The following is a 20,679-nucleotide window of genomic DNA, read 5'->3' on the forward strand; positions in this document are numbered from 1 at the left end:
TCCTGGTGCTTGTTGACCGGCTCAGGGTAGCCGCACCGGGAGCGGTCCCCGCCCACGGGTCCCGGGAGCCGTGGACGGGCTCCCGGGACGCGCCCGCGCGGCCGGGCCTAGCGGAAGATGCCGGTGTGGCCGAGGGAGTAGCGGCCGGGCTGCGGGTAGACGGCCAGGCCGTGGGGGCCGCTGCCGACGGGGATCTTCGCGAGCTCCGCGCCGGTGGTGGTGTCGATGGCGTAGACCTCGGAGTTGTAGCGCCCGGACAGCCAGAGCACCTTGCCGTCAGCCGAGACCCCGCCCATGTCGGGGCTGCCGCCGTCGGGCAGCTCCCACTTCTTGGTGAGCGCGTTCTTCTTGAAGTCGAAGACCGAGATGCTGCCCTCGCCCCGGTTGGAGACGTACATCTCGCGGGAGTCGCGGCTGACGTAGAGGCCGTGGCAGCCCTTGCCGGTGGGCAGCAGCTTGGGGACGTCGAACTTGTCGCCGCTGAGCACCCACATGCCGTGCGCCATCATGTCGGCGACGTAGAAGGTCTTCCCGTCCGGCGAGACCTTCACGTCCTGCGGCATCGCGCCCTCGAAGGGGAGCTTCTGCTGCCCGATGACCTCCATCTTCTCGGTGTCGACCTTGAGCAGCTCGCCGGAGAACTCGCAGCTGACGATGAAGTAGCGGCCGTCGAGGGAGAAGTCGGCGTGGTTGACGCCGAAGCAGGTCACGGGGACGGTCTTGACCCGGTTCATGGTGTGCGGGTCGCGGAAGACCAGCTCGCGGTCCATGGAGGCCATCACGATGGCGTACCTGCCGTTGGGGGTGAAGTAGAGGTTGTACGGGTCGTGGACCTCGACCGGGTCGCCCGCCTCGCCGGTGGCCGGGTTGATGGGGGTGAGGGTGTGGCCGCGGTTGTTGTTGACCCACAGGGTCTTCATGTCCCACGAGGGCACCACGTGCTGCGGCTGGACGCCGACCGGGATGGTGTCGATGACCTTGTAGGTGGCCGGGTCGATGACGGACACCGTGTTGGAGTTGGTGTTCGGCACGTAGACGCGCGACGGGAAGTCCTTGACCACCGGGGAGAGCTTGTTGGGCCGGTCCGCCGCGTACACGTCGGCCGGGTCGAGCACCGGGGGCATCCCGGCCAGCCCCGGCGGCACGGCGGGCACGGCTTTGACGGGCTCGGCCGGCCCCTTGGAGCCGAGCGCCTCGGCGGGCGACTTGTCGGCCGAGGCGCAGCCGGCCAGGGCGGCGAGGACCAGACCGGCCAGCAGCGCGGTGGCCTTCCGGGGAAGGCGGGTGGTCGTCATGGGGTCAGCAGCTCCGTGGTGGTCACCGCGCGCAGCTTGCGGCGCGCGAGTTCTTCGAGGAGGGGCGGCATCGCGTCGACCGTGTCCGCGTAGCCGAAGTGCAGGCTCACCACCGATCCGCCGTGGATGGTCCCGGTGACGTTGCTGATGACGGTCGCGGCGCCGGGCGAGGTGAAGTCGAGGGAGTCCACGTCGTACGAGAGGACGTGCGGGTAGCCGGCCCGCTGGGCCAGCTTCTGGACGAGGGGGCCGGCGTTCTGGGTCTGGGAGGGGCGGAACCAGGTGCCGATGGAGCCGGTGAGGCGCTTGAGCCGCTGGGCGCAGCCGGTGATCTCGGCGTAGGCCTCCGCCTCGGGCAGGGAGTTGATCGCGAGGTGGTGGTGGGTGTGGTTGCCGAGCTCGTGGCCGCCGTCGAGGATGCGGCGGGCCATGTCGGGGTGGTCGTCGAGCCAGGTGCCGATGGCCAGGACGGTGACGTGCGCGCCGGCCTTCTCGGCTTCGGCGAGCACGGCGCGGGCGATGGCGGGGTCGCCGTTGCCGTGGAAGGTGAGCGCGACCTTCGGCCGGTCGCGCGGGCCGTGGGCGATCTCGACGGGCTGCCCGGGGAACCGGCGGGGGGCGGGGGCGGCCGCCGGGGCGGGTGTGGCGGCGCCGGGCCGGGCCGCGTCGGGCCGGGCGGGGGCGGCCTGGACGGGCCGGGGGGCCGAGGGGGCGCCGCCCGTGCCGCAGGCCGCGGTGAGGGCACCGGCGGCGACCGCCGCCGTGGCGCGCAGGGCGGTTCGGCGGTCTGGATAACAGAGCACCTGCCCATTTAAGTGGCGAACGCCCTCGAAGGGATTGATTGACCCAGTTTGGGACCTTCGGAAGTGGCGGCCGGGGGCTCGGCCGTTCGCTATGCGATCAATGAATTACGCGGAGCGGTGGATACTCATTCATAGAATGTGAGGCGAGTGGCCCACCTCACCTAAGATTTAGATGAAAACTCTTAGGATATGCACACTTATGTCCGAGTAGGGAGTTTTGGCGTTTGGACCCTCGTCTGCCATAGTCGGAATCACGGCTTCCCATTGACCCGAGCGAAGCCCACCCGCCGAGGACCACACACCCCACCGGTCCTCGGCACCCACGAAACCCCCGTAGCGCCCCACCTCGGCGACAGGGGGTTTCTGGCGTTCCGGGCGGTTCAGCGGTCCGCCACCCGCATCTCGAACCAGGTGATCTTGCCGCGCGGCAGCAGGTCGGCGCCCCAGCGGTCGGACAGCTTGTCGACGAGGAAGAGCCCCCGGCCGGTGGTGTCCAGCTCGTGCACCGGCATCAGGCAGGGCAGCCCCCGCGAGGGATCGCGCACCTCCACGCGGATCCAGCCGCGGCGGCGCAGCATCCGTAAGCCGAAGGAACGGGCCCCGGTATGGCGCACGGCGTTGCCGACGAGCTCGGAGACCAGCAGGACGGCGTGCTCGGCGATCTGCGGCGACAGGCCCCAGTAGCGCACCACCACGCCCTGGGTGAGCCGGCGGGCCGTGCTCGCGGACTCCGGCATGGAGGGCAGGGTCACCTCCGCCTCCGCCGGGTTGCCGTACGACTCCAGCACGGTGAGGCCCTGCTCGTCCTCGACCGCCACCGTGAGCCGTACGGCCATAGCGCTCCCGCGCTGCCGCGGCTGTTCCACACCCTCCAGGCCCGCCATGCACCCATCATGGACGGCCGCCGCGTCCGCCCGGGCCGTTCCACGCGAATACACCCCCCGGAATCAAGGATTCCGGTAGGGCGTCCGGGCATATGCGAGGGGCAACCGGACGCCCACCGGGCCGCGTTGACCTGCGGTGACGGTGCGCGGGGAAGCGATCACCCTGCGTTGATCAACCGTTTCGCCTTAAGGCTGCCTTAAGGCCCCGCTAAACCACCCGCAGGGGTTCACCCGCTCCACGACCGCGCCTATACGAACTTGGCCTTGCCCGGGCCCTCCTCGACGAAGCTGCGCATGCCGATCTCACGGTCCTCGGTGGCGAACAGCCCCGCGAACCAGTTGCGTTCGATGGCCAGACCGGTGTCGATGTCGGCCTCCAGGCCGGCGTCCACGCACTCCTTCGCCGCGCGCAGGGCGATCGCCGGGCCCTGGGCGAGCTTCGAGGCCCAGGCGAGCGCCTGCTCGTACACCTCCGCGGCGGGCACGATCCGGTCCACGAGGCCCAGGGTGAGCGCCTCTTCGGCCTTGACCATCCGGCCCGTGAAGATGAGGTCCTTGGCCCGGGACGGGCCGATCAGCCGGGACAGCCGCTGGGTGCCGCCCGCGCCGGGGATCAGGCCGAGCAGGATCTCGGGCTGGCCGAGCTTGGCGTTGTCGGCGGCGATCCGGTAGTCGGCGCAGAGCGCGAGCTCGCAGCCGCCGCCGAGCGCGTAGCCGGTGACGGCGGCGACGACCGGCTTGGGGATCCGGGCCACGGCCGTGAAGGCGTCCTGCAGCCCGCGGGACCGGGCGATCATCGCCGCGTGGTCCATGGTCTGCATCTCCTTGATGTCCGCGCCGGCCGCGAACACCTTCTCCCCGCCGTAGATGACGACGGCGCGCACGTCGGCGCGGTCGGTCGCCTCCACCGCGAGCTCGCGCAGCCGGTCCTGGGTGGCGATGTCCAGGGCGTTCATGGGCGGGCGGTCCAGGCGGATGGTGCCGACGCCTTCGGAGACTTCGAGAGAGATCGTCATACGGGGGAGGTTAGCGGCCGGGGGTCCGGGGGTCTCCCCCGGAAGGGCGCCGCACGGGAAGTGGCCCGGTGCTGTGGGTCACAGCACCGGGCCACGGGTCAGGGAGCCGACCCGGCTACTTCTTCCACTCCGCCCAGTCCATGTTCCAGCCGTTGAGGCCGTTGTCCGGGGCGATCTGCTTGTCCTTGGAGTTCTTCACGATGACCACGTCGCCGATCAGGGACTCGTTGAAGAACCAGGCGGCGGGGGTGTTGGGGTCCCCGGCGCCACGCTCGTCCTCCAGGCCGACGCAGCCGTGGCTGACGTTCTCGCTGCCGAAGGTGCTGGAGGAGGCCCAGTAGTTGCCGTGGACGAAGGTGCCGGAGTTCGACAGGCGCATCGCGTGCGGGACGTCCGAGATGTCGTACTCGCCGCCGAAGCCGACGGTGGCGCCGTTCATCCGGGTCACCTTGTACTTCTCGCTGATGACCATCTGACCGTTGTAGGTGGTCGTGGCGGGGGCGCCGGCCGTGATGGGCAGGTTCTTGATGACCTGGTTGTCGCGGACGACCTCCATCGTCTTGGCCGTCGCGTCGACCGTGGAGACCTGGGAGCGGCCGATGGTGAAGGTGACCGTGCGGGTCTGCTTGCCGTAGACCCCGGGGCGGCCCTCGACGCCGTCGAGCGCGAGCTTCACGGTGACCTTGGTGCCGGCGGCCCAGTACTTCTCCGGACGGAAGTCGAGGCGGTCGTTGCCGAACCAGTGGCCCTCGATCGGGACGGAGGGCTCGGCCGTGACGGTGATGGCCTTCTCCACGGCCTCGGTGTTGGTGATGCCGCGGGTGAAGTTGATCGACACCGGCATGCCCACGCCGACGGTCGAGCCGTCCTCGGGCGTGTAGTGGCCGACGAAGGTGTTCTGCGGGGTGAGGGTGGTGAAGGTGGTGTCCTTGGCGGACTCCCGGCCGGCCTCGTCCTTGGCGACCGCGTGCACCTTGTACTCGGTGGCGGCGGCCAGGTTGCGGGCGGGCTCCCAACCGGCGCCGTCGGGGGTCAGCTTGCCCTCGACCGCGTTGCCCTTGGTGTCGGCGACCGTGACCGTGGTCAGCTTGCCGCCGGTGCTGGAGATCTTCAGGACGCCGCTGGTGGCGACCTCCTTGGCCCCGTCGTCCGGCTTGACGCTGACCACGGCCTTCGAGGCCTCGGTGTTGGCCTTGGCCGCGTTGCCGCCGCCGGGCTTGCCGTTGTCGCCGCCGGCGCCGCCCGCGGCGTCGCCGCCGTTGCTGCACGCCGTGGTGAGCAGAAGGGCCGCGCCCAGCAGCAGGGCCGGCAGGCCGGTGCGGACGCGGCCGCGTATCGGCTGCACGTTCACTCGTGTTCTCCCCATGTCCCCCGCGCACGGACAGTCGCGCGCTTGCCGACAGGAAATCACATGGGGGGATTACGAATAGGCACGGTCATGTCACCGTTCCGTCCCAACCGCCGTCACAGGGGGAGGGCGGCCGACCTGCGGAGCCGTCGACGGCCGGTGCGCGGTGCGGGGCGCACCGGCCGTCGGTGCGTCAGCTCCGGCCGCGGGGGGCGGTCCAGTCGCCGCCGAGGCCCGGGAGGGCCTGCCCGTTGGGCCCGTGGGGCCCGTCGTGCTCGCCGTGCTCGCCGTGCTCGCCCTGTTCCTCGTGGCCCGGCTTGCCGTGGTCCTCGTGGCCCGGCTTGTCGTGGTCCGGCTTGCCGTGCTTGTCCCGCTTGTTGAAGACCAGGGCCACGATCTCCCGTCCGGCGGCGCCGTCCACCTCCAGCGGGCCCGTGACCCGGTCGGCGGGCAGGGCGTAGCCGTCGGGGGCCGCGGTCTCCAGGACGTAGTACGAGCCCGGCTCGAGCCGGTCGAAGGCGCAGGCCCCGTCGCCGCCGGTGGTGCAGGGCTCACCGACGCGCTCGTCGGGGTACTGGCCCCCGGTCTGCAGGCCCTCGGTGTTGTTGGTCTCCTTCCACAGCTGGAACACGCCGCCGGCCAGGGGCTTGCGGGTCTTGGCGTCCTTCTTGACGACCTTGATGGAGCCGGGGTGCTCCATGTCCCTGCGCTGGTTGCGGATGGTGACCACGAGCCCCTCGGCGACGTCGCCGGGCTCCAGGTCGAAGGCGGTGACCGGGTCGGCGGGGCGGTCGTAGCCGTCGGGGACGCCGACCTCACGCCAGTAGTAGCGCTCGCCGACGGGCAGTTCCACCGTGCAGCTGCCCTGGGTGTCGGTCACGCAGGTACCGTCGAGCCGGGTGTCGGGGTCCTGACCGCCCGTCTGGAGGTCCGGGACTCCGTTGGTCTCGCGCCACAGTTCGAAGCGGCCGCCGGGGACGGGGTCTCCGCTGTGCAGGTCCACCTTGCGCAGCACCACCCTGGCGCTGGGCTCGGGGGGCGTCGTGCGGCGGTTGCGGGCGGTGGCGTGCACCCCCTGCTCGGCGTTGGCCGCCGTCAGGACCAGCTGGTGGACCGGGTCGGCCGGCAGCTCGTACCCGTCGGGGGCGGCCGTCTCGCGCCAGTAGTAGGTGCCGGGCTCCTCCTCGCGGGTGCAGGTGCCGTCGGCGGGAGTGGTGCAGTCGCTCACCCGGGTGTCGGGGGTCGCGCCCGTGGTCTGGAGGCCCGGCACGCCGTTGCTCTCGCGCCACAGTTCGAAGCGGGCGCCGGGCAGCGGCCGGCCCTCGTCGTCGGTCTTGAGCACGGAGACCCGGCCGGTGACCGGCGGGTTGGGGGCGCATGCGGGCAGGTCGCCGTTGAAGGGGTAGGCGTGGAACTCGGCGCCGAGGCCGGTGGTCTCGGTGGGGCTGGTGTGGGTGACGTTGCCGGCGGTGAAGAAGCGGCCGTTGACACCGATGACGGAGACGGTCGCGTCGGAGGTGTCCGGGCCGATCAGGACGCTGCCGCCGAGCTGGGCCGAGCCGGCGATGCCGACCGACCGGACGTCGGGGAAGTTCCACAGCAGCCGCTCGCGCAGTCCGGGCGGCAGCATGACGTTGTTCACGCGCACCTGGCGGTTCTCGCCGGTGACGTTGACCAGGACGGTGGCGCCGGCCGGGATGCCCGCGAAGCGGATGGACTGCTGGGCCGCCGCCGGGCCCGCCAGGTCGAAGTCCACGTTGAAGACCTGGAGCATGGAGGCGCCGTCGCCGGTGAAGACGGTCTCCTGCGCGCTCCACACCGCCCGGCCGGTGGCCGTGCGCGGGGCGCCCTGGGGGTAGGCGTAGCAGGTGCTCGCGGCGCCGAGCTGGCCGCGCAGCGCGGCGTAGGGGGCGGCGGCGTTCGCGTCGTGGACGAGGGTGCCGGTCACCGTGCCGGTGAGGGTGCCCGCGTAGCGGACGACGCCGCCGTCGGCGAGGAGCCGCTGGCCGGCGGCGACCGTGATGTCGTCGCCGGTGGTCAGGAAGTCCGAGCCGTCCGCCGGGGGGACGCGGGAGCCGACGCCGGCGATGCCCACGTTGTAGACCCTGCCGCCGGCCGACTTGTTCATGTCGAAGTCGCCGAGCACCACGACCTTGCCCTCGGCTTCGGCGGCCCCGCGGCGGACGAGCATGTCGCCGCCGACGAAGAGGTTGATGCCGTTGTCCCGGCCGGTGAAGGGCAGGTTGTTGGGGTCGGGCCAGACGGGCGGGCAGCCCTGGTTCGGGCCGGTGCCCCCGGGGATGCACGGACCGAGGCCGCCGGGCAGCGGGGCCCTCAGGGCGCGGGCCGCCGGCGGGGCGGGCGCGGGGCCGGCCGCCAGGGCCGAGGGGGCCCCGGCGGTGGCCGCGAGTACGGCTCCCACGGCCAGCCCGAGGGTCCAGTTCCTTGCTGACATGACGCTCCGTCCAGGAAATCGGGCCATCGCCTGCGCTGATGGCCCTGCCAGGCTGCGGGCGGGGCCCGGCGTGGCGGACGGAAGACACTCCCCGGCTACGTCATTCCGGTCTGACGATCACTCGAATGCGCGGGTCAGCCGACGGCGGAGCCGGCGACCCAGTCGGCCCAGGACATGTTCCAACCGCCCAGTCCGTTGTTCGCGGCGACGGTCTTGTCCTGGGAGTTCACGACCTCCACCACGTCCCCGATCAGGGTCCGGTCGAAGAACCAGCCCGCCGGGGTGTCGGAGCCGCCGCCCTTGTCGTCGCGCAGGCCCACGCAGCCGTGGCTGGTGTTGGTGGTGCCGAAGGTGTCGGGGGTGGCCCAGTAGTTCCCGTGCAGGAAGGTGCCGGAAGCGGTGAGCCGGATGGCGTGGGGGACGTCGGGGATGTCGTACTCGCCCTTGCCGTCCTCGCTGGTGAAGCCGACGGTGGCGCCGTTCATGCGGGTGACGTCGAACATCTCCATCACCACCATCTTCCCGTTGTAGGTGGTGTTCTTCGGGGCGCCGGCACTGATGGGGATGGTGGACAGCAGCTCGCCGCCGCGGCGGACCTCCATGGTGTGGGCGGCGGCGTCGACGGTGGAGACCTGGGAGCGCCCGATGGTGAACTTGATGGTCTTGTCCTGGATGCCGTAGGCGCCCGGGGCGCCCTGGACGTCGCGGAGCTTCATGTTCACGGTGACCTGGGTGCCGGGCTTCCAGTACTCCTTGGGCCGGAAGTCCAGGCGCTCGGAGCCGAACCAGTGGCCGACGACGGGCACGGCCGGGTCGGCGGTGACGGTGATGGCCCGTTCGACGTCGGCGCGGTTCTTGACGGCCCGGCTGAAGTTGAAGGAGACGATCATGCCGGTGCCGACGGTGGAGCGGTTCTCGGGCTTGAAGTAGCCGATGAACCGCTCCTCGGGGACGTAGGTGGTGAAGGTGGTGTGGCGGGCCTGGCGGCGGTTGTGCCCGTCGACGGCGACGGCGTCGACGGTGTACTTGGCCGCGAGCGCGAGCCGCCCCGCCTCCGGGTCGGGGCTCCAGCTGAGCCCGTCGGCGGCGATGGAGCCGGGGACCTGCTCCTGCTGCGCGTCCTCGACCTTGGTGACCGTGACCCGCTCCAGCCGCCCCTCGGGGACGTGGATCCGCAGCGGGCCGTCGGCCGGGACCCCCTTGGCGTTGTCGTCGGGGGTGATGCGGATGGCCTCGTCGGGCGAGCGCGGTTTGCCGGGCAGCTGCACCTCGACCGGGGAGCCGCCGTCCCCGGTGCAGCCGGTGAGGCCGCCCAGCAGGACCGCCCACACCGCCACGGCGGCCCATCCCGCCCCTGCCCGCCTCGTCAGAAGTGTCACGCCCCGTCCAACGACGGGGGCCCTCCGGGGGAAACGTGGGGGCCGGACACGTTCCGGGTACGGCAGTGGGGGCAGAACAGTGTGAAGGACCAGACGGGGGCGGGCCCTGGCCGGGACGCCGGGTCGCACTCCCCCCGCCGGTACCCAGGAGCCGTGGAGGCGGGCAGTGTCGAGCGCAGCCGAGCAAGAGGCGGTGGTTACCGCCGCCAGCGATCCCACCGAGGCCGCCCCGCGGGGCGGCCCCGACATGGACGCCGTGCGGGAGCGGGTCCAGGCGCGGGTGTTACGGGCCGCCGCGCACCCTGGGCCGCCGGTGTGGCCGGGGTCCTCGCACCCGCTGGGCGCCCGCTTCCACGTGGGCCCCGACGGGGTGGCGGGCACCAACTTCGCGCTGTGGGCGCCGGGTGCGGAGGCGGTGGAGCTGTGCCTGTTCGACGCCCTGGGCACCGAGACCCGCTGCACCCTGGGCGAGCTGACGCACGAGATCTGGCACGGGTTCGTGCCCGGCGTGCGCCCCGGGCAGCGGTACGGGTTCCGGGTGCACGGGCGCTGGGACCCCTGGACGGGGGCCCGGTACAACCCGGCGAAACTGCTGCTGGACCCGTACGCGCGCGCCGTGGACGGTGATTTCTCGCTGCCGCCGGAGGTGTACGGGCACGTCCGGGACTGGCCCCAGCAGTACATCGCCGACACCGTGCGCGACGACCGGGACTCGGCGCCGTTCGTCCCGAAGGGGGTCGTCGTCCACGATGACGACGACTGGGCCGACGACGTCCGGCCGAAGACGCCCTGGGCCGATTCGGTGATCTACGAGCTGCACGTGCGCGGGTTCACCATGCGCCATCCGGGTGTTCCGCCCGAGCTGCGCGGCACCTACGCGGGGCTGGCGCACCCCGCGGCGGTGGAGCACCTGGTGCGGCTGGGGGTGACGGCGGTGGAGCTGCTGCCGGTGCACCAGTTCGCGCACGAGGACCACCTGCTGCGGCGGGGGCTGCGCAACTACTGGGGCTACAACTCGGTCGGCTACTTCGCCCCGCACGCCGGGTACTCGGCCAGCGGGACGGCCGGGGAGCAGGTCGGCGAGTTCAAGCGGATGGTGAAGGCCCTGCACGCGGCCGGGATCGAGGTCATCCTCGACGTGGTCTACAACCACACGGCGGAGGCCGGCGAGCTGGGCCCGACCCTGTCGCTGCGCGGGGTGGACAACCGGGGCTACTACCGGCTCCAGTCCGACCAGCGCCGCTACGCCGACTACACGGGGTGCGGGAACACCCTGCACGCGGGGCGGCCGCACGTGCTGCGGCTGATCACCGACTCGCTGCGCTACTGGGTGACGGAGATGGGGGTGGACGGCTTCCGCTTCGACCTGGCGGCGGCCCTGGCCCGCTCCATGCACGACGTGGACATGCTGTCGCCGTTCCTCGCGGTGATCGCCCAGGACCCGGTGCTGCGGCGGGTCAAGCTGATCGCGGAGCCGTGGGACGTGGGCTCGGGCGGCTACCAGGTGGGGGCGTTCCCGCCGCTGTGGACGGAGTGGAACGACCGCTACCGCGACGCCGTGCGGGACTTCTGGCGGGGCGCGCTGCCCGACGTGCGGGACCTGGGGTACCGGCTGTCGGGGTCGAGCGACCTGTACGCCTGGGGCGGGCGGCGGCCGTACGCCTCGGTGAACTTCGTGACGGCGCACGACGGCTTCACCCTGCGCGACCTGGTGTCGTACGAGCGCAAGCACAACGAGGCGAACGGGGAGGACGGCCGGGACGGCACCAACGACAACCGGTCCTGGAACTGCGGGGCCGAGGGCGAGACGGACGACCCGAGGATCGCCGCGCTGCGGCGGCGGCAGCTGCGCAACCTGCTGACCACGCTGCTGCTGTCGACGGGCGTGCCGATGCTGGTGGCGGGGGACGAGTTCGGGCGGACCCAGGGCGGCAACAACAACGCGTACTGCCAGGACAACGAGACCGGCTGGGTGGACTGGTCGCTGCTGGAGGATCCGGCGTGGAGCGGGCTGTTCGCGCTGGTCCGGCGGCTGGTGGCGCTGCGCCGGTCCCATCCGGTGCTGCGCCGCCGCGCCTTCTTCTCGGGGCGGGCGCAGGGCTCGGACGGGCTGCGGGACCTGGCCTGGTTCACCCCGGCGGGGGCGGAGATGACGGAGCGGGACTGGTACGCGCCGTCGGCGGCGGTGGGGCTGTACCTGTCGGGGCGGGACATCCCGGGGCGGGACGAGCGGGGCCGGCAGGTGACGGACGACAGCTTCCTCGCGCTGCTGCACTCCGGGGACCGGCCGGTGGAGTGGGTGCTGCCGGGGCCGCCGTGGGCCGGGGAGTACGAGCTCGTCCTGGACACCTCGCGGGAGGAGCAGGAGGCCGCGCCGGGGACCCGGCACCGGGGCGGCCTGCCGCTGACGGTCCCGGCGCGGTCGGTACTGCTGCTGCGGGTGGCGGGCTAGGTTGCGTCGCGGGTCTCGACCTGGAGGAGCATCCGCTTGAGGAGGGCGGCCAGGGCCTGGCGGTCGGTGTCGTCGAGGGGGTGGATCATCTCGGCCTCGGCGATCCCGCGCCAGCGCATGGCCTCGCTCCAGCGGCGGTGGCCCTCCTCGGTGAGCTCGACGTCGACCCGGCGCCGGTCCCCCGCGGCACGGGTGCGCCGGACGAGGCCGGAGCGCTCCAGGGTGTCGAGGCGGCCGGTCATCCCGGCCGGGGAGAGCAGCAGTTCGGCGGCGAGCTGGGAGGACGGGGCGCGCCACGGCGCGCCGCGGGAGGCGAGGCGGTGCATGGTCTCGAACTCGAAGGCCTGTAGGCCCGTCTCGGCGAGGGCGCGCTCCTTGCCGTGCGAGACGTGCTTGGCGAGGAGCTGGATGCGGGTGATGACGGCCTCGGTGGCGACGTCGAAGGGCACCTTGCCGGTCCACCGGGCGATGTGCCGGTCGACGGAGTCCTCGGCCGGTGCCGGCGTCGTCGCAGGTGGGGTGACCGCTTCTGTGCCCATGAACGCATTATCCCGTCCACCGCCGCGGCAGAGTATTTCGTTGACGAATGATTCGCTGGCGAAATACTGTCGCGATCATGACTCCCACGCTCTGGCGGCTGCTCGCCGGCCGCACCTGCGCCGCCTTCGCCACCGCCCTGATCCCCACCACCCTCACCCTCGCCGTGGTCCGCACCGGCTCCGCCGGGGACCTCGGGCTGGTGCTCGCCGCCGAGCTGCTGCCGATGCTGCTCCTCCTGCCCGTCGCGGGCGTGGCCGCCGACCGCTTCCCGGCGCGCCGCGTGGTGCTCGCCGCGGACCTGGTGCGGGCCGCCGCCCAGCTGGGCATCGCGGCGCTGCTGCTGTCCGGCCCGACGGGGATCCCCGCGCTCGCGGCCCTGTCGGCCGTCACCGGCGCGGCCGTCGCCTTCGGCGGCCCCTCGGCCCGGACCCTGGTCGCCGCCGTGACCGACGGGGCCGAGCGGCTGCGGGTGAACTCCCGGCTGATGGTGGCCCAGGGGCTGGCGAGCGTCGCGGGTCCGGCCGCCGCGGGCGCCTTGATGCTGGCCGTCGGGGCGGGCTGGTCCTCGCTGCTGACCGGGGCCCTGTTCACCGCCTCCGCCCTCACGCTGGGCGGGCTGCGCACCACGGGTCCGGCCGGCGCGGCCGGGGGCCGGCCGGGGTTCGCGGCGGAGCTGCGCGCCGGGTGGGCGCAGACCCGTGCGCACCCGTGGTTCCTCGCGAACGTCATGGCGCACGGCGTCTGGCACCTGACCGCCGGACTGCTCCTCACCCTCGGACCGCTGATCGCGGTGGAGTCCCTGGGCGGCGAGGACGCCTGGGTGGTGGTCGCCCAGGCGGGCACGGCCGGGATGCTGGCCGGGGCGTGGGCGGCGGGGCGGCTGCCGGTGCGCCGGCCCCTGGTGTGGGTCGCGGTGTCCTCGGCGGCGTTCGCCCTCCCGCTGGCGGCGTTCGCGCTGCGGCTGCCCGCGGCGGTGTCGGCGGGCGCGTACCTGATCGGCATGGGCGGGGTGGGCCTGCTGAGCCCGCTGTGGGAGACGGAGATCCAGCGCCGGGTGCCGGCCGAGGCCCTGGGGCGGGTCGGCTCCTTCGACTCCCTGATCTCCTTCGCGGCCCGTCCCCTGGGGCTCGCGGCGGCGGCCCCGCTCGCGGCGGTCACCGGGACCACGGCCCCGCTGCTGGTGGCCGCGGTGCTCGTGGCGGCGGCGAACCTGTCCGTCCTGCTGGTCGCGGACGTGCGCGTGCATCCGGAGCGGAAGCCTTCACCCGCCCTGCGATGATGTGCCCTTCCGTGCACACACGAACACACGGGCACACGAACGGGAGTACGCATGTCGAGGGTGGGGACGGCGCTGCGGGAGCTGCGCGGGGCGCAGAAGTCGGCGAAGGGCGTGTCGCTCTACTCCCGGTTCGTCAACCGGCCCGCCGGACGGTACCTGGCCGCGCTCTCGTACGGGATCGGGCTGACCCCCAACCAGGTGACGCTGGTCAGCGCCGCGTTCAGTTTCGCCGCCGGGGCCGCGGTCGCCCTGGCCGCGCCCTCGTGGGGGCTGGGGGTCGCCGTGTGGGCCGCGCTCGCGGTCGGGTTCGCCTTCGACTCCGCCGACGGCCAGCTGGCCCGGCTGCGCGGGGGCGGGAGCGCGGCGGGCGAATGGCTGGACCACGTCGTGGACGCCGCCAAGCTGACCGCGCTGCACGCCTGCGTGCTCATCGCCTTCTTCCGCTTCCCCGACGCCTACGGCACGGGGGCGCGGGGCTGGCTGCTGGTGCCGCTGGGCTTCCAGTTCGCCGCGGTGGTGACCTTCTTCGGCGGGCTGCTCACCGAGAAGCTCAAGCCCAAGGCCGCCCCGGGGAGCCCCGCGGCGGCGCCGTCGGCCCTGCGCGCGGTGGCGCTGCTCCCCGTGGACTACGGGGTGTTCTGCCTGGTGTTCCTGCTGCTGGGCGGCGGGGCGCTGTTCCGCTGGGCGTACGCGGGGCTGGGCGCGGTGGCCGCGCTGTTCCTGCTCGCCTTCCTGGCGAAGTGGTTCCGGGAGCTCAGCGCCGTTCGGCGGTGAGGGGCTCGGTCAGCGGCTGGTGCAGGGGGACGGGCTGCGGCTGGGCGAGGGCGTCCAGGGCGCGGCGCAGCTGGGTGCTGGAGGTGTGCACCGTGTAGGGGAAGTAGACGACGTCGACGCCGTGGGCGGCGAAGTCCCGTTCCAGCTTCTGCCCCTTGGGTGTGCCGCGCCAGTCGTCGCCCTTGAAGATGACGTCGAAGCGGACCTGCTTCCACGTCTCCACCTTGTCCGGGACGGTCTCGACGAAGGCGGCGTCCACGTACTTGACGCTGCGGACGATCTCCAGCCGCTCGACCAGCGGGATCATCGGGCGGCGCCCCTTGGCCAGTTCGGCCATCTCGTCCGAGACCACGCCCGCCACCAGGTAGTCGCACTGGCTGCGGGCGTGGCGCAGGATGTTGAGGTGGCCTATGTGGAACAGGTCGTAGGCACCGGGCGCGTAGCCCACCCGGTACGGCCGGCGCGCGGACGGCGCGGCATCGGACATGTGGTGCTCCGTCATCAGTTACCCCCCACAGGCCACGCCCCCCGGCGTGGCGGATTAGCAGACAATAGCGCGCACGTTCCACAGCCTGTCGGTGAACGCATAGGGTGACGTGCGCATCATCCAGGGGAGAAGGGGACGTCCAGTGTCCACATCCGGCCACCGGCGGCTGTTGCTGGTTTCGACCAACTACGCCCCGGAGCACGCGGGTATCGGCCCGTACGCCACCCAGATCGCGGAGCACTGGGCGAGTTCCGGCCATGACACGCATGTTCTGGCGGGTATGCCCCACTATCCGGCCTGGTCCCTGGAGCCCGAGTACAAGGGGGCGTGGCGGCGCACCGAACAGCGCGCGGGGGTCACCGTGCACCGGCGTGCGCACACGGTGCCGGAGCGCCAGACCGCCGTGAAGCGGGCCCTGTTCGAAGGATCGATTCTGCTGCACGGGGCGGTGGCCCCGCCGCGCATGCCGAAGCCGCACGCGGTGATGGCGCAGATGCCCAGCCTGGCGGGCGGGGTGCTGGCCGCCCGGCTCGCCGCCCGCTGGAAGGTCCCGTTCGTCCCCGTGGTCCAGGACCTGATGGGGGCCGCGGCCGCGCAGAGCGGGATCAGCGGCGGGGACAAGGCGGCCGCGCTGGCCGGACGGGCCGAGGCGTACGCCCTCAAGCGGGCCGCCCTGGTCGGCGTCATCCACGAGACCTTCGTGGACCGGGTCGTCGGCATGGGCGTGGATCCGAAGCGGATCCGCGTGGTGCCCAACTGGTCGCACGTGCAGGGGCCCACCAAGCCGCGCGGCGAGACCCGCCACCACCTGGGCTGGGCCCCGGACCAGACCGTGGTCCTGCACTCCGGCAACATGGGCCTCAAGCAGGGCCTCGAAGTCCTCGTCGGCGCCGCCCGGCTCGATCCCCGCGTCCGCTTCGTCCTGATGGGCGACGGCAGCCAGCGGGCGGCCCTCGCCGATCTCGCCGCCGACGTGCCCAACCTCGACATCATCCCCCCTGCCGCCGACGGGGAGTTCCCCGATATCCTCGCCGCTGCGGACGTGCTCGCGGTCACGCAGCACGCGGCGGTGCTGGACATGAGCGTTCCGTCCAAGCTCACCTCCTACTTCCAGGCCGGCCGGCCCGTCGTCGCCTCCGTCGCGGCACAGGGCGGGACCGCCCAGGAGGTGGAACGTTCGGGCGCCGGGGTGCTCGTACCGCCGGAGGACCCCGAGGCCCTGCTGGGGGCCGTCCGGGCCCTGGCGGCGGACCCCGAGGGCGCGGACGCGCTGGGCGCGGCCGGACCCGTCCACGTGGCGGCCCACCTGAGCCGTGAGGCGGGCCTGGCCCGCATCGACGCACTGATCGACGAAGCACTTGGGGGTCCCCAGTCGTGACCGAGACGAACCGCCCGGCGGCGGCCCCGCCCGAGGACGAACCCGACCTCCTCAGGGACCAGTTCAGGCAGCTGCTGCGCTACCGCCGGCTGCTCGGCGCCGGCCTGGCCGTGGGCCTGCTGGGCGGCGTCTACCTCGGCGTCTCCACGGCCGACACCTACGTGTCCGTCGCGGACGTGGTGCTGCGCGCCCCCACCGACGACCCGTTCAACCCGAGCCTGGCGCCCGACAAGGCCATCAACATCGGCTCCGAGCGGCAGGTCGCCCTCTCCGGCTCCATAGCCGAGCAGGCGGCGAAGACCCTCGGCATCCCGGACAAGGGCGTCGCCGGGCTGCGCGCCGGGCTCCAGGTGACCAACCCGCCGCAGACGATGGTGCTCCGCTTCACCTACACCGCCTCCTCCCCCAAGGAGGCCGCCAAGCGGGCGAACGGCATGGCCCAGGCCTACCTGCACAAGCGGCAGGAATCCCTCGACGTCACCCGCACCACCATGGTCAAGGGCTACGCGGACCAGCGCGACCCGGTCGCCAAGCAGCTCGACGACCTCGCCAGGCAGATCAACAACATGCCGGCGGGCGCGGCCCGCGACGCGGCCCTCGGGTCGAAGACCGACCTGCAGAGCAAGGTCAACACCCTCAACAACAACATCAGCAAGCTCCAGGCCCTCGACATGACCCCGGGCCGGATCACCAGCCCGGCCACCCCGCCCGGCGCACCCGACGGGCCGGGCCTGCCCATGTCCCTCGCGCTCGGCGCCGCCACCGGCCTGGCCCTCGGCCTGCTCGCCGCCTGGGTGCGGCTGGTCTTCGACCCCGCGCCCCGCTCCGAGGGCGACGTGGCCCGGTCCCTGCGCGCGCCCGTACTCGGCTACCTGCCCCGGGACAAGACGGGCGGCGGCCCGCTGCTCGCGGCCGGCGAGGCCGACCCCCGGCTCGCCGAGGAGTACCGCTCGGTGGCCTTCCGGCTGGCCTACGACTCCCGCTTCGCCGACCGGCGCCGGCTGCTGGTCGTCGCACCGCGCGGCAGCAGCGAGACGGCCGCCGCGGTGGCCGTGAACCTGGCCGCCTCCTTCGCCGAGACCGGCAAGGACGTCCTGCTCATCGAGGCCGACCTGCGCACCCCCGTGCTGGCCAGCCAGCTGCCCACCGACGCGGGCGGCCGGCCCCGCTGGAGCCAGCTGCCGGGCGGCGTCCTCGGGAGCGGGTTCGCCGGCGGGTCCGGGGAGTCCGAGTGGCCGGACGGGCGCCAGCTGGTGGTGGACGCCGGGGAGTCGGGCGCCTTCGACCTGATCCCGGGCGACCGGGTGCGCAACGTGGCCCGGGCGCTGACCTCCCCGCGCGCGACCCGGCTGATCTCCGAGGCCGACTCCCCCAACTCCACCGTCGTCGTGCTCGCGCCGCCGGTGCTCTCGTACGCCGACGCCCTCGCGCTCGTCGACCGCGTCGACGGGGTCCTGGTCGTCTGCGACCCGCGCGCGGTGCACCGCAGCGACCTCGCCCGGATCCGCGAGCTGATCAGCGGGGCGGGCGGGACCGTGCTGGGCGCGGTGCTGCACCACCCGCTGCCGGGCCAGAAGTCCAAGCGGGACACCTCCCCCGCCAAGGCGGGGGCCGGGCCGTCGCCGTCGACTTCGCCCTCGCCCTCGCCCTCGCCCTCGGCACAGGACCCCGACGCGGCCGGCGGGGGGCTGCCGGGCGAGGGCGGTGACACCGTCGCGCTGCGCACGGTCCGTTCGGGCCGGAGGTGAGCCGGCGGGGCCTCGCCGCGGTCGCCTCGGTCCTGGACCAGGCCGCCTCCAGCGCCACCAACATCCTGGTGCTGGTGTTGGCCGCCCGGCTGTCGTCCGCGTCCGGCTTCGCCGACTTCTCGATGGTGTACGTCACCTTCACCGTGCTCCTCGGGCTGAACATGGCCTACGTCGGGCAGACCGTGGTGCTGGAGAAGGAGACGGAAGGCCGGCTGGGGGCGGTGTGCCGCTCGTCGGTGCTGTTCACGGCCGGGGCGGCGGGCGCGGCCGGGCTGCTGCTGGCGGTCGCCGGTCTGGTCGTGCCCGGGAACGCCGGGTGGGCCCTGCTCGCGCTGGGGCTGGTGCTCCCGCTGGTCCTCGTCCAGGACGGGCTGCGGTACTGCTTCTCCGCCCTGCGGGTGCCCGAGCGGGCGCTGGCCGCGGACGCGCTGCGGCTGGTGTGCGTGGTCGCGGCGCTGGCCGTGCAGCCCCAGGGGGCTTCGGCCGGGCGGCTGGTCCTGGTGTGGGGGGTGTCCGCGCTGCCCGCGCTGGGGCTGGGGGTGTGGCTGCTGCGCCCGTACGTCCGCGGTGCCCGCGCCGACGTCCGGCCGTACCTGCGCCGGGGGCACCTCGGGCAGCGGTTCGTGGTCGAGTTCGCCGTCGGCAACGGCTCCAGCCAGCTCGCCGTGCTCGGGCTGGGCGCCTTCGCGACCCCGCTGGCGGTGGGCGCGCTACGCGGGGCCACCACCTTGTTCGGGCCGCTGAACGTGCTGTTCAACTCCGCCAACGCCTTCGGCCCCCCGATCGTGGGCCGGGCCTCCGGCAAGCGGGGCGTGGTCCGGCTGACCGCCCTGATGGGCGCCGCCCTCGCGGTGCTCGGCGCCGGCTGGGCGGCGGTCCTGTACGCCCTGCCGGACCGGCTGGGCCGCCACCTGCTGGGCGACACCTGGGCGGCCGCCTCCGCCCTGCTCCCGGCGACGGGGGCCCAGTACGCGGTGATGGGCCTGGGCACCTGCGCCCTGCTGACCCTGCGGGTGCTGAACCCGAAGGCGACCCTCTCCCTCCAGGTGGTCTTCTCCCTCCTGTCGGTGGCCCTGCTGCTGGGCGGCTACGCCGCCTGGGGCGTGACGGGCGCCGCCTGGGGCCTGGCGGCGGGCTCGGCGGCGAAGGCGGCGGCGGGCTGGACCCGGGTGGCCCGGCTGCGGGCCCCGGCGGCGACGCCGGGGGAGGTCACGGCGGCGGTCTGAGGCGGGGGCCGGCCGGCGGGTTCAGCGCAGGGTGGTGTTCTTGTCCGTGCGGTACGTGGCCACCAGCGCGAGGCACATCGCGGCGATGGCGACGCGGCCCGAGGCCTGCAGGAGCGGACCGCGCAGCAGGATGAACGAGTACCCGGCGACGAGCGGCACCACCACCGCGATCAGGCTGCCGGGCGGTGAGCGGCGGGTGGCGCGCCTGGCGTAGCGGCGGTCGACGCGCGCGGCGGCGTAACCGATGGCCAGCAGGCCCGCGCCCATGCCGAGGGGGCCGAAGTCCAGCCACAGCTCGGCCCAGATCGGGGAGGAGAGGTTGGTGTTGACCGTTCCCATCCACTGGCCGACCATCACGCCCGTGTCGCGCGGCTTGCCCGGCCAGACCGAGCGGGGCACCGCGAAGAGGACGGAGCCGGCGAGCTGACGGCCGTAGAAGTGGCCGGGGCCGGAGTGGGAGAAGGTGATGGTGTTGGCGAACATGCCGATCTGGTCGTAGTCCTTGAGCGCCATCGGCTCCAGGAACGAGGTCGTCTCGACGGGCTTGTAGTTCTTCTCGTCGTAGCGGAAGCGGTCCGCGAAGGGGAAGACGAGGAGGGCGACGACCACGGCCATGGACAGCGCGACGCGGTACATGGCGGCGCTGACCGGGAAGAGCGTGAACAGCATCGCGAACATGACGGTCAGGAACCAGTAGCGCGGGTTCGAGACCGGGTTGTTGACCACGAGGTTGAGGGCGATGAGCGCCGCCCAGGTGGCGATCACGGAGACCTTGCGGCGGGCGTAGGTCGAGGTGATCAGCCAGCGCGTGTACAGCAGCATGGCGAGCAGCGCGGGCACGGTGCCGAAGCCGCGCAGCAGGGCCTGGCCCGCCTGGCCGTCGCCGTTGGACACGCCCGCGTCCTGGATGCCGGCGATGATCTCCTGGCGGCTGGAGAAGAAGACGGCGGGGCCGCCCAGTTTGACGATGAACGCGGCGCTGCACACGAAGGCGACGGCGGTGAGGAGTTGGAGCCGCCGCCGGTGCGCCATGACGGGCCGGGGCTCCTTCGGGGAGCCGCCCGCGCGCCCGGCGGGGCGGTGGCGCGCGAGGAGCACGCCGACGTCGAAGGCGGTGCAGCCGAGGAGGACCAGGCCGATGGCGAGGGTGAGGTCGGAGCGGGGTCCGACCACGGGGGTCGGGACGCGGCCCAACACGGCCTGGGCGAGCGGGGCCACGCCCATGGCCATGTAGACGAACAGCCAGAAGGAGCCCTGGAGGAGCTTGCGGCGGCTGGTGAGCACCATGGCGGAGAGGCGGGCGCCCGCGTACATGGTGAGCACCAACTGGAGCCAGAACGCGGCGTCCTCCTGGCCGTCGCCGGACTGGGCGGCGACGAACACCGGCAGGAAGACGGTGAATCCGAGCGCGAGCGGCACGGACAGGGCGCGGGAGAGGAGGGTGCGCGGGGTGGTGATCCGACCCCACCGTGCCTCGTCCGCGGGTGTCGGGGGCGCCGCCTTCACACTGGGCGTGCGTATGTCCGTAGCCACCTTTGCCCCCACCCCATGTGCCTGATCCGCGCGCAGTCTAGTCTGAGCGTTCCGCGCCAGGGGAAGGCGCGTGGGACGACGG

16 protein-coding genes are annotated in these 20,679 nt (G+C 73.1%); 6 read left to right on the forward strand and 10 right to left on the reverse strand.

The genetic code is table 11. The features are described 5' to 3' along the window. Positions 1-107: 107 nt before the first annotated feature. From ACFY0O_RS23145 to ACFY0O_RS23175, 7 genes are all read right to left on the reverse strand, one after another. Positions 108-1,295 carry a YncE family protein gene (locus tag ACFY0O_RS23145; RefSeq protein WP_388949357.1) on the reverse strand — a complete coding sequence of 396 codons (1,188 nt, stop codon included), beginning with the start codon at positions 1,293-1,295 and terminating at the stop codon, positions 108-110. Beyond that, positions 1,292-2,098 (reverse strand): polysaccharide deacetylase family protein, encoded by an 807-nt coding sequence (locus ACFY0O_RS23150; RefSeq protein ID WP_388949360.1) that lies wholly within the window; start codon positions 2,096-2,098, stop codon positions 1,292-1,294. Before ACFY0O_RS23150 ends, ACFY0O_RS23145 begins: the two co-directional genes overlap by 4 nt. A 380-nt stretch (positions 2,099-2,478) precedes the next feature. Next, positions 2,479-2,982, reverse strand: coding sequence for an ATP-binding protein (locus ACFY0O_RS23155; RefSeq protein WP_388949363.1), 504 nt, complete (start codon positions 2,980-2,982; stop codon positions 2,479-2,481). A gap of 248 nt (positions 2,983-3,230) precedes the next feature. Then, positions 3,231-3,998 (reverse strand): enoyl-CoA hydratase/isomerase family protein, encoded by a 768-nt coding sequence (locus ACFY0O_RS23160; protein ID WP_388949365.1) that lies wholly within the window; start codon positions 3,996-3,998, stop codon positions 3,231-3,233. 115 nt (positions 3,999-4,113) lie between these two features. Beyond that, the gene (locus tag ACFY0O_RS23165) at positions 4,114-5,364 is read right to left on the reverse strand and encodes an Ig-like domain-containing protein (RefSeq protein WP_388949368.1); all 1,251 of its coding nucleotides are present in this window, start codon (positions 5,362-5,364) and stop codon (positions 4,114-4,116) included. A gap of 175 nt (positions 5,365-5,539) precedes the next feature. Continuing rightward, entirely contained in the window at positions 5,540-7,801 is a 2,262-nt protein-coding gene (locus ACFY0O_RS23170; RefSeq protein WP_388949370.1) for a choice-of-anchor A family protein, read from the reverse strand. A 134-nt stretch (positions 7,802-7,935) separates the two neighbouring features. After that, positions 7,936-9,171, reverse strand: a complete 1,236-nt coding sequence (locus ACFY0O_RS23175; RefSeq protein WP_388949478.1) for an Ig-like domain-containing protein — start codon at positions 9,169-9,171, stop codon at positions 7,936-7,938. A 175-nt stretch (positions 9,172-9,346) separates the two neighbouring features. Here ACFY0O_RS23175 and glgX point away from each other — a divergent pair, with 175 nt between their 5' ends. Beyond that, positions 9,347-11,632 (forward strand): glycogen debranching protein GlgX, encoded by a 2,286-nt coding sequence (glgX, locus tag ACFY0O_RS23180; protein ID WP_388949373.1) that lies wholly within the window; start codon positions 9,347-9,349, stop codon positions 11,630-11,632. On the opposite strand, the gene ACFY0O_RS23185 is transcribed toward glgX, so the two are convergent. Continuing rightward, a complete protein-coding gene (locus tag ACFY0O_RS23185) occupies positions 11,629-12,171 on the reverse strand; it encodes a MarR family winged helix-turn-helix transcriptional regulator (RefSeq protein WP_388949376.1) in 543 nt (180 codons plus the stop codon). The two genes, glgX and ACFY0O_RS23185, sit on opposite strands and share 4 nt — an antisense overlap. 77 nt (positions 12,172-12,248) lie before the next feature. Between ACFY0O_RS23185 and ACFY0O_RS23190 the strand changes: the two genes are divergently transcribed. Both ACFY0O_RS23190 and ACFY0O_RS23195 read left to right on the forward strand, forming a co-directional pair. Beyond that, the gene (locus ACFY0O_RS23190; RefSeq protein ID WP_388949379.1) at positions 12,249-13,451 is read left to right on the forward strand and encodes an MFS transporter; all 1,203 of its coding nucleotides are present in this window, start codon (positions 12,249-12,251) and stop codon (positions 13,449-13,451) included. Positions 13,452-13,502: 51 nt separating this feature from the next. Continuing rightward, positions 13,503-14,225 (forward strand): CDP-alcohol phosphatidyltransferase family protein, encoded by a 723-nt coding sequence (locus ACFY0O_RS23195; RefSeq protein WP_388949382.1) that lies wholly within the window; start codon positions 13,503-13,505, stop codon positions 14,223-14,225. Here the strand turns inward: ACFY0O_RS23195 and ACFY0O_RS23200 are convergent. Continuing rightward, complete coding sequence (locus ACFY0O_RS23200; protein ID WP_388949384.1) at positions 14,206-14,727, reverse strand: adenylyltransferase/cytidyltransferase family protein; 522 nt, start codon at positions 14,725-14,727, stop codon at positions 14,206-14,208. The two genes, ACFY0O_RS23195 and ACFY0O_RS23200, sit on opposite strands and share 20 nt — an antisense overlap. A 157-nt stretch (positions 14,728-14,884) precedes the next feature. Between ACFY0O_RS23200 and ACFY0O_RS23205 the strand changes: the two genes are divergently transcribed. From ACFY0O_RS23205 to ACFY0O_RS23215, 3 genes are read left to right on the forward strand one after another with little or no spacing between them, the layout of a single operon-like run. Continuing rightward, a complete protein-coding gene (locus ACFY0O_RS23205) occupies positions 14,885-16,090 on the forward strand; it encodes a glycosyltransferase family 4 protein (RefSeq protein ID WP_388949481.1) in 1,206 nt (401 codons plus the stop codon). Then, positions 16,087-17,838, forward strand: coding sequence for a lipopolysaccharide biosynthesis protein (locus tag ACFY0O_RS23210; RefSeq protein WP_388949386.1), 1,752 nt, complete (start codon positions 16,087-16,089; stop codon positions 17,836-17,838). The genes ACFY0O_RS23205 and ACFY0O_RS23210 overlap by 4 nt, the downstream gene beginning before the upstream one ends. Beyond that, positions 17,835-19,064 (forward strand): hypothetical protein, encoded by a 1,230-nt coding sequence (locus tag ACFY0O_RS23215; protein WP_388949388.1) that lies wholly within the window; start codon positions 17,835-17,837, stop codon positions 19,062-19,064. The genes ACFY0O_RS23210 and ACFY0O_RS23215 overlap by 4 nt, the downstream gene beginning before the upstream one ends. Positions 19,065-19,085: 21 nt before the next feature. On the opposite strand, the gene ACFY0O_RS23220 is transcribed toward ACFY0O_RS23215, so the two are convergent. Further along, on the reverse strand, positions 19,086-20,597 hold the full coding sequence (locus tag ACFY0O_RS23220) for a hypothetical protein (RefSeq protein ID WP_388949391.1): 1,512 nt from the start codon (positions 20,595-20,597) through the stop codon (positions 19,086-19,088). Positions 20,598-20,679: the final 82 nt, after the last annotated feature.

The sequence above is a fragment of the Streptomyces sp. NPDC001594 genome, assembly GCF_042893675.1.
Lineage (GTDB): Bacteria > Actinomycetota > Actinomycetes > Streptomycetales > Streptomycetaceae > Streptomyces.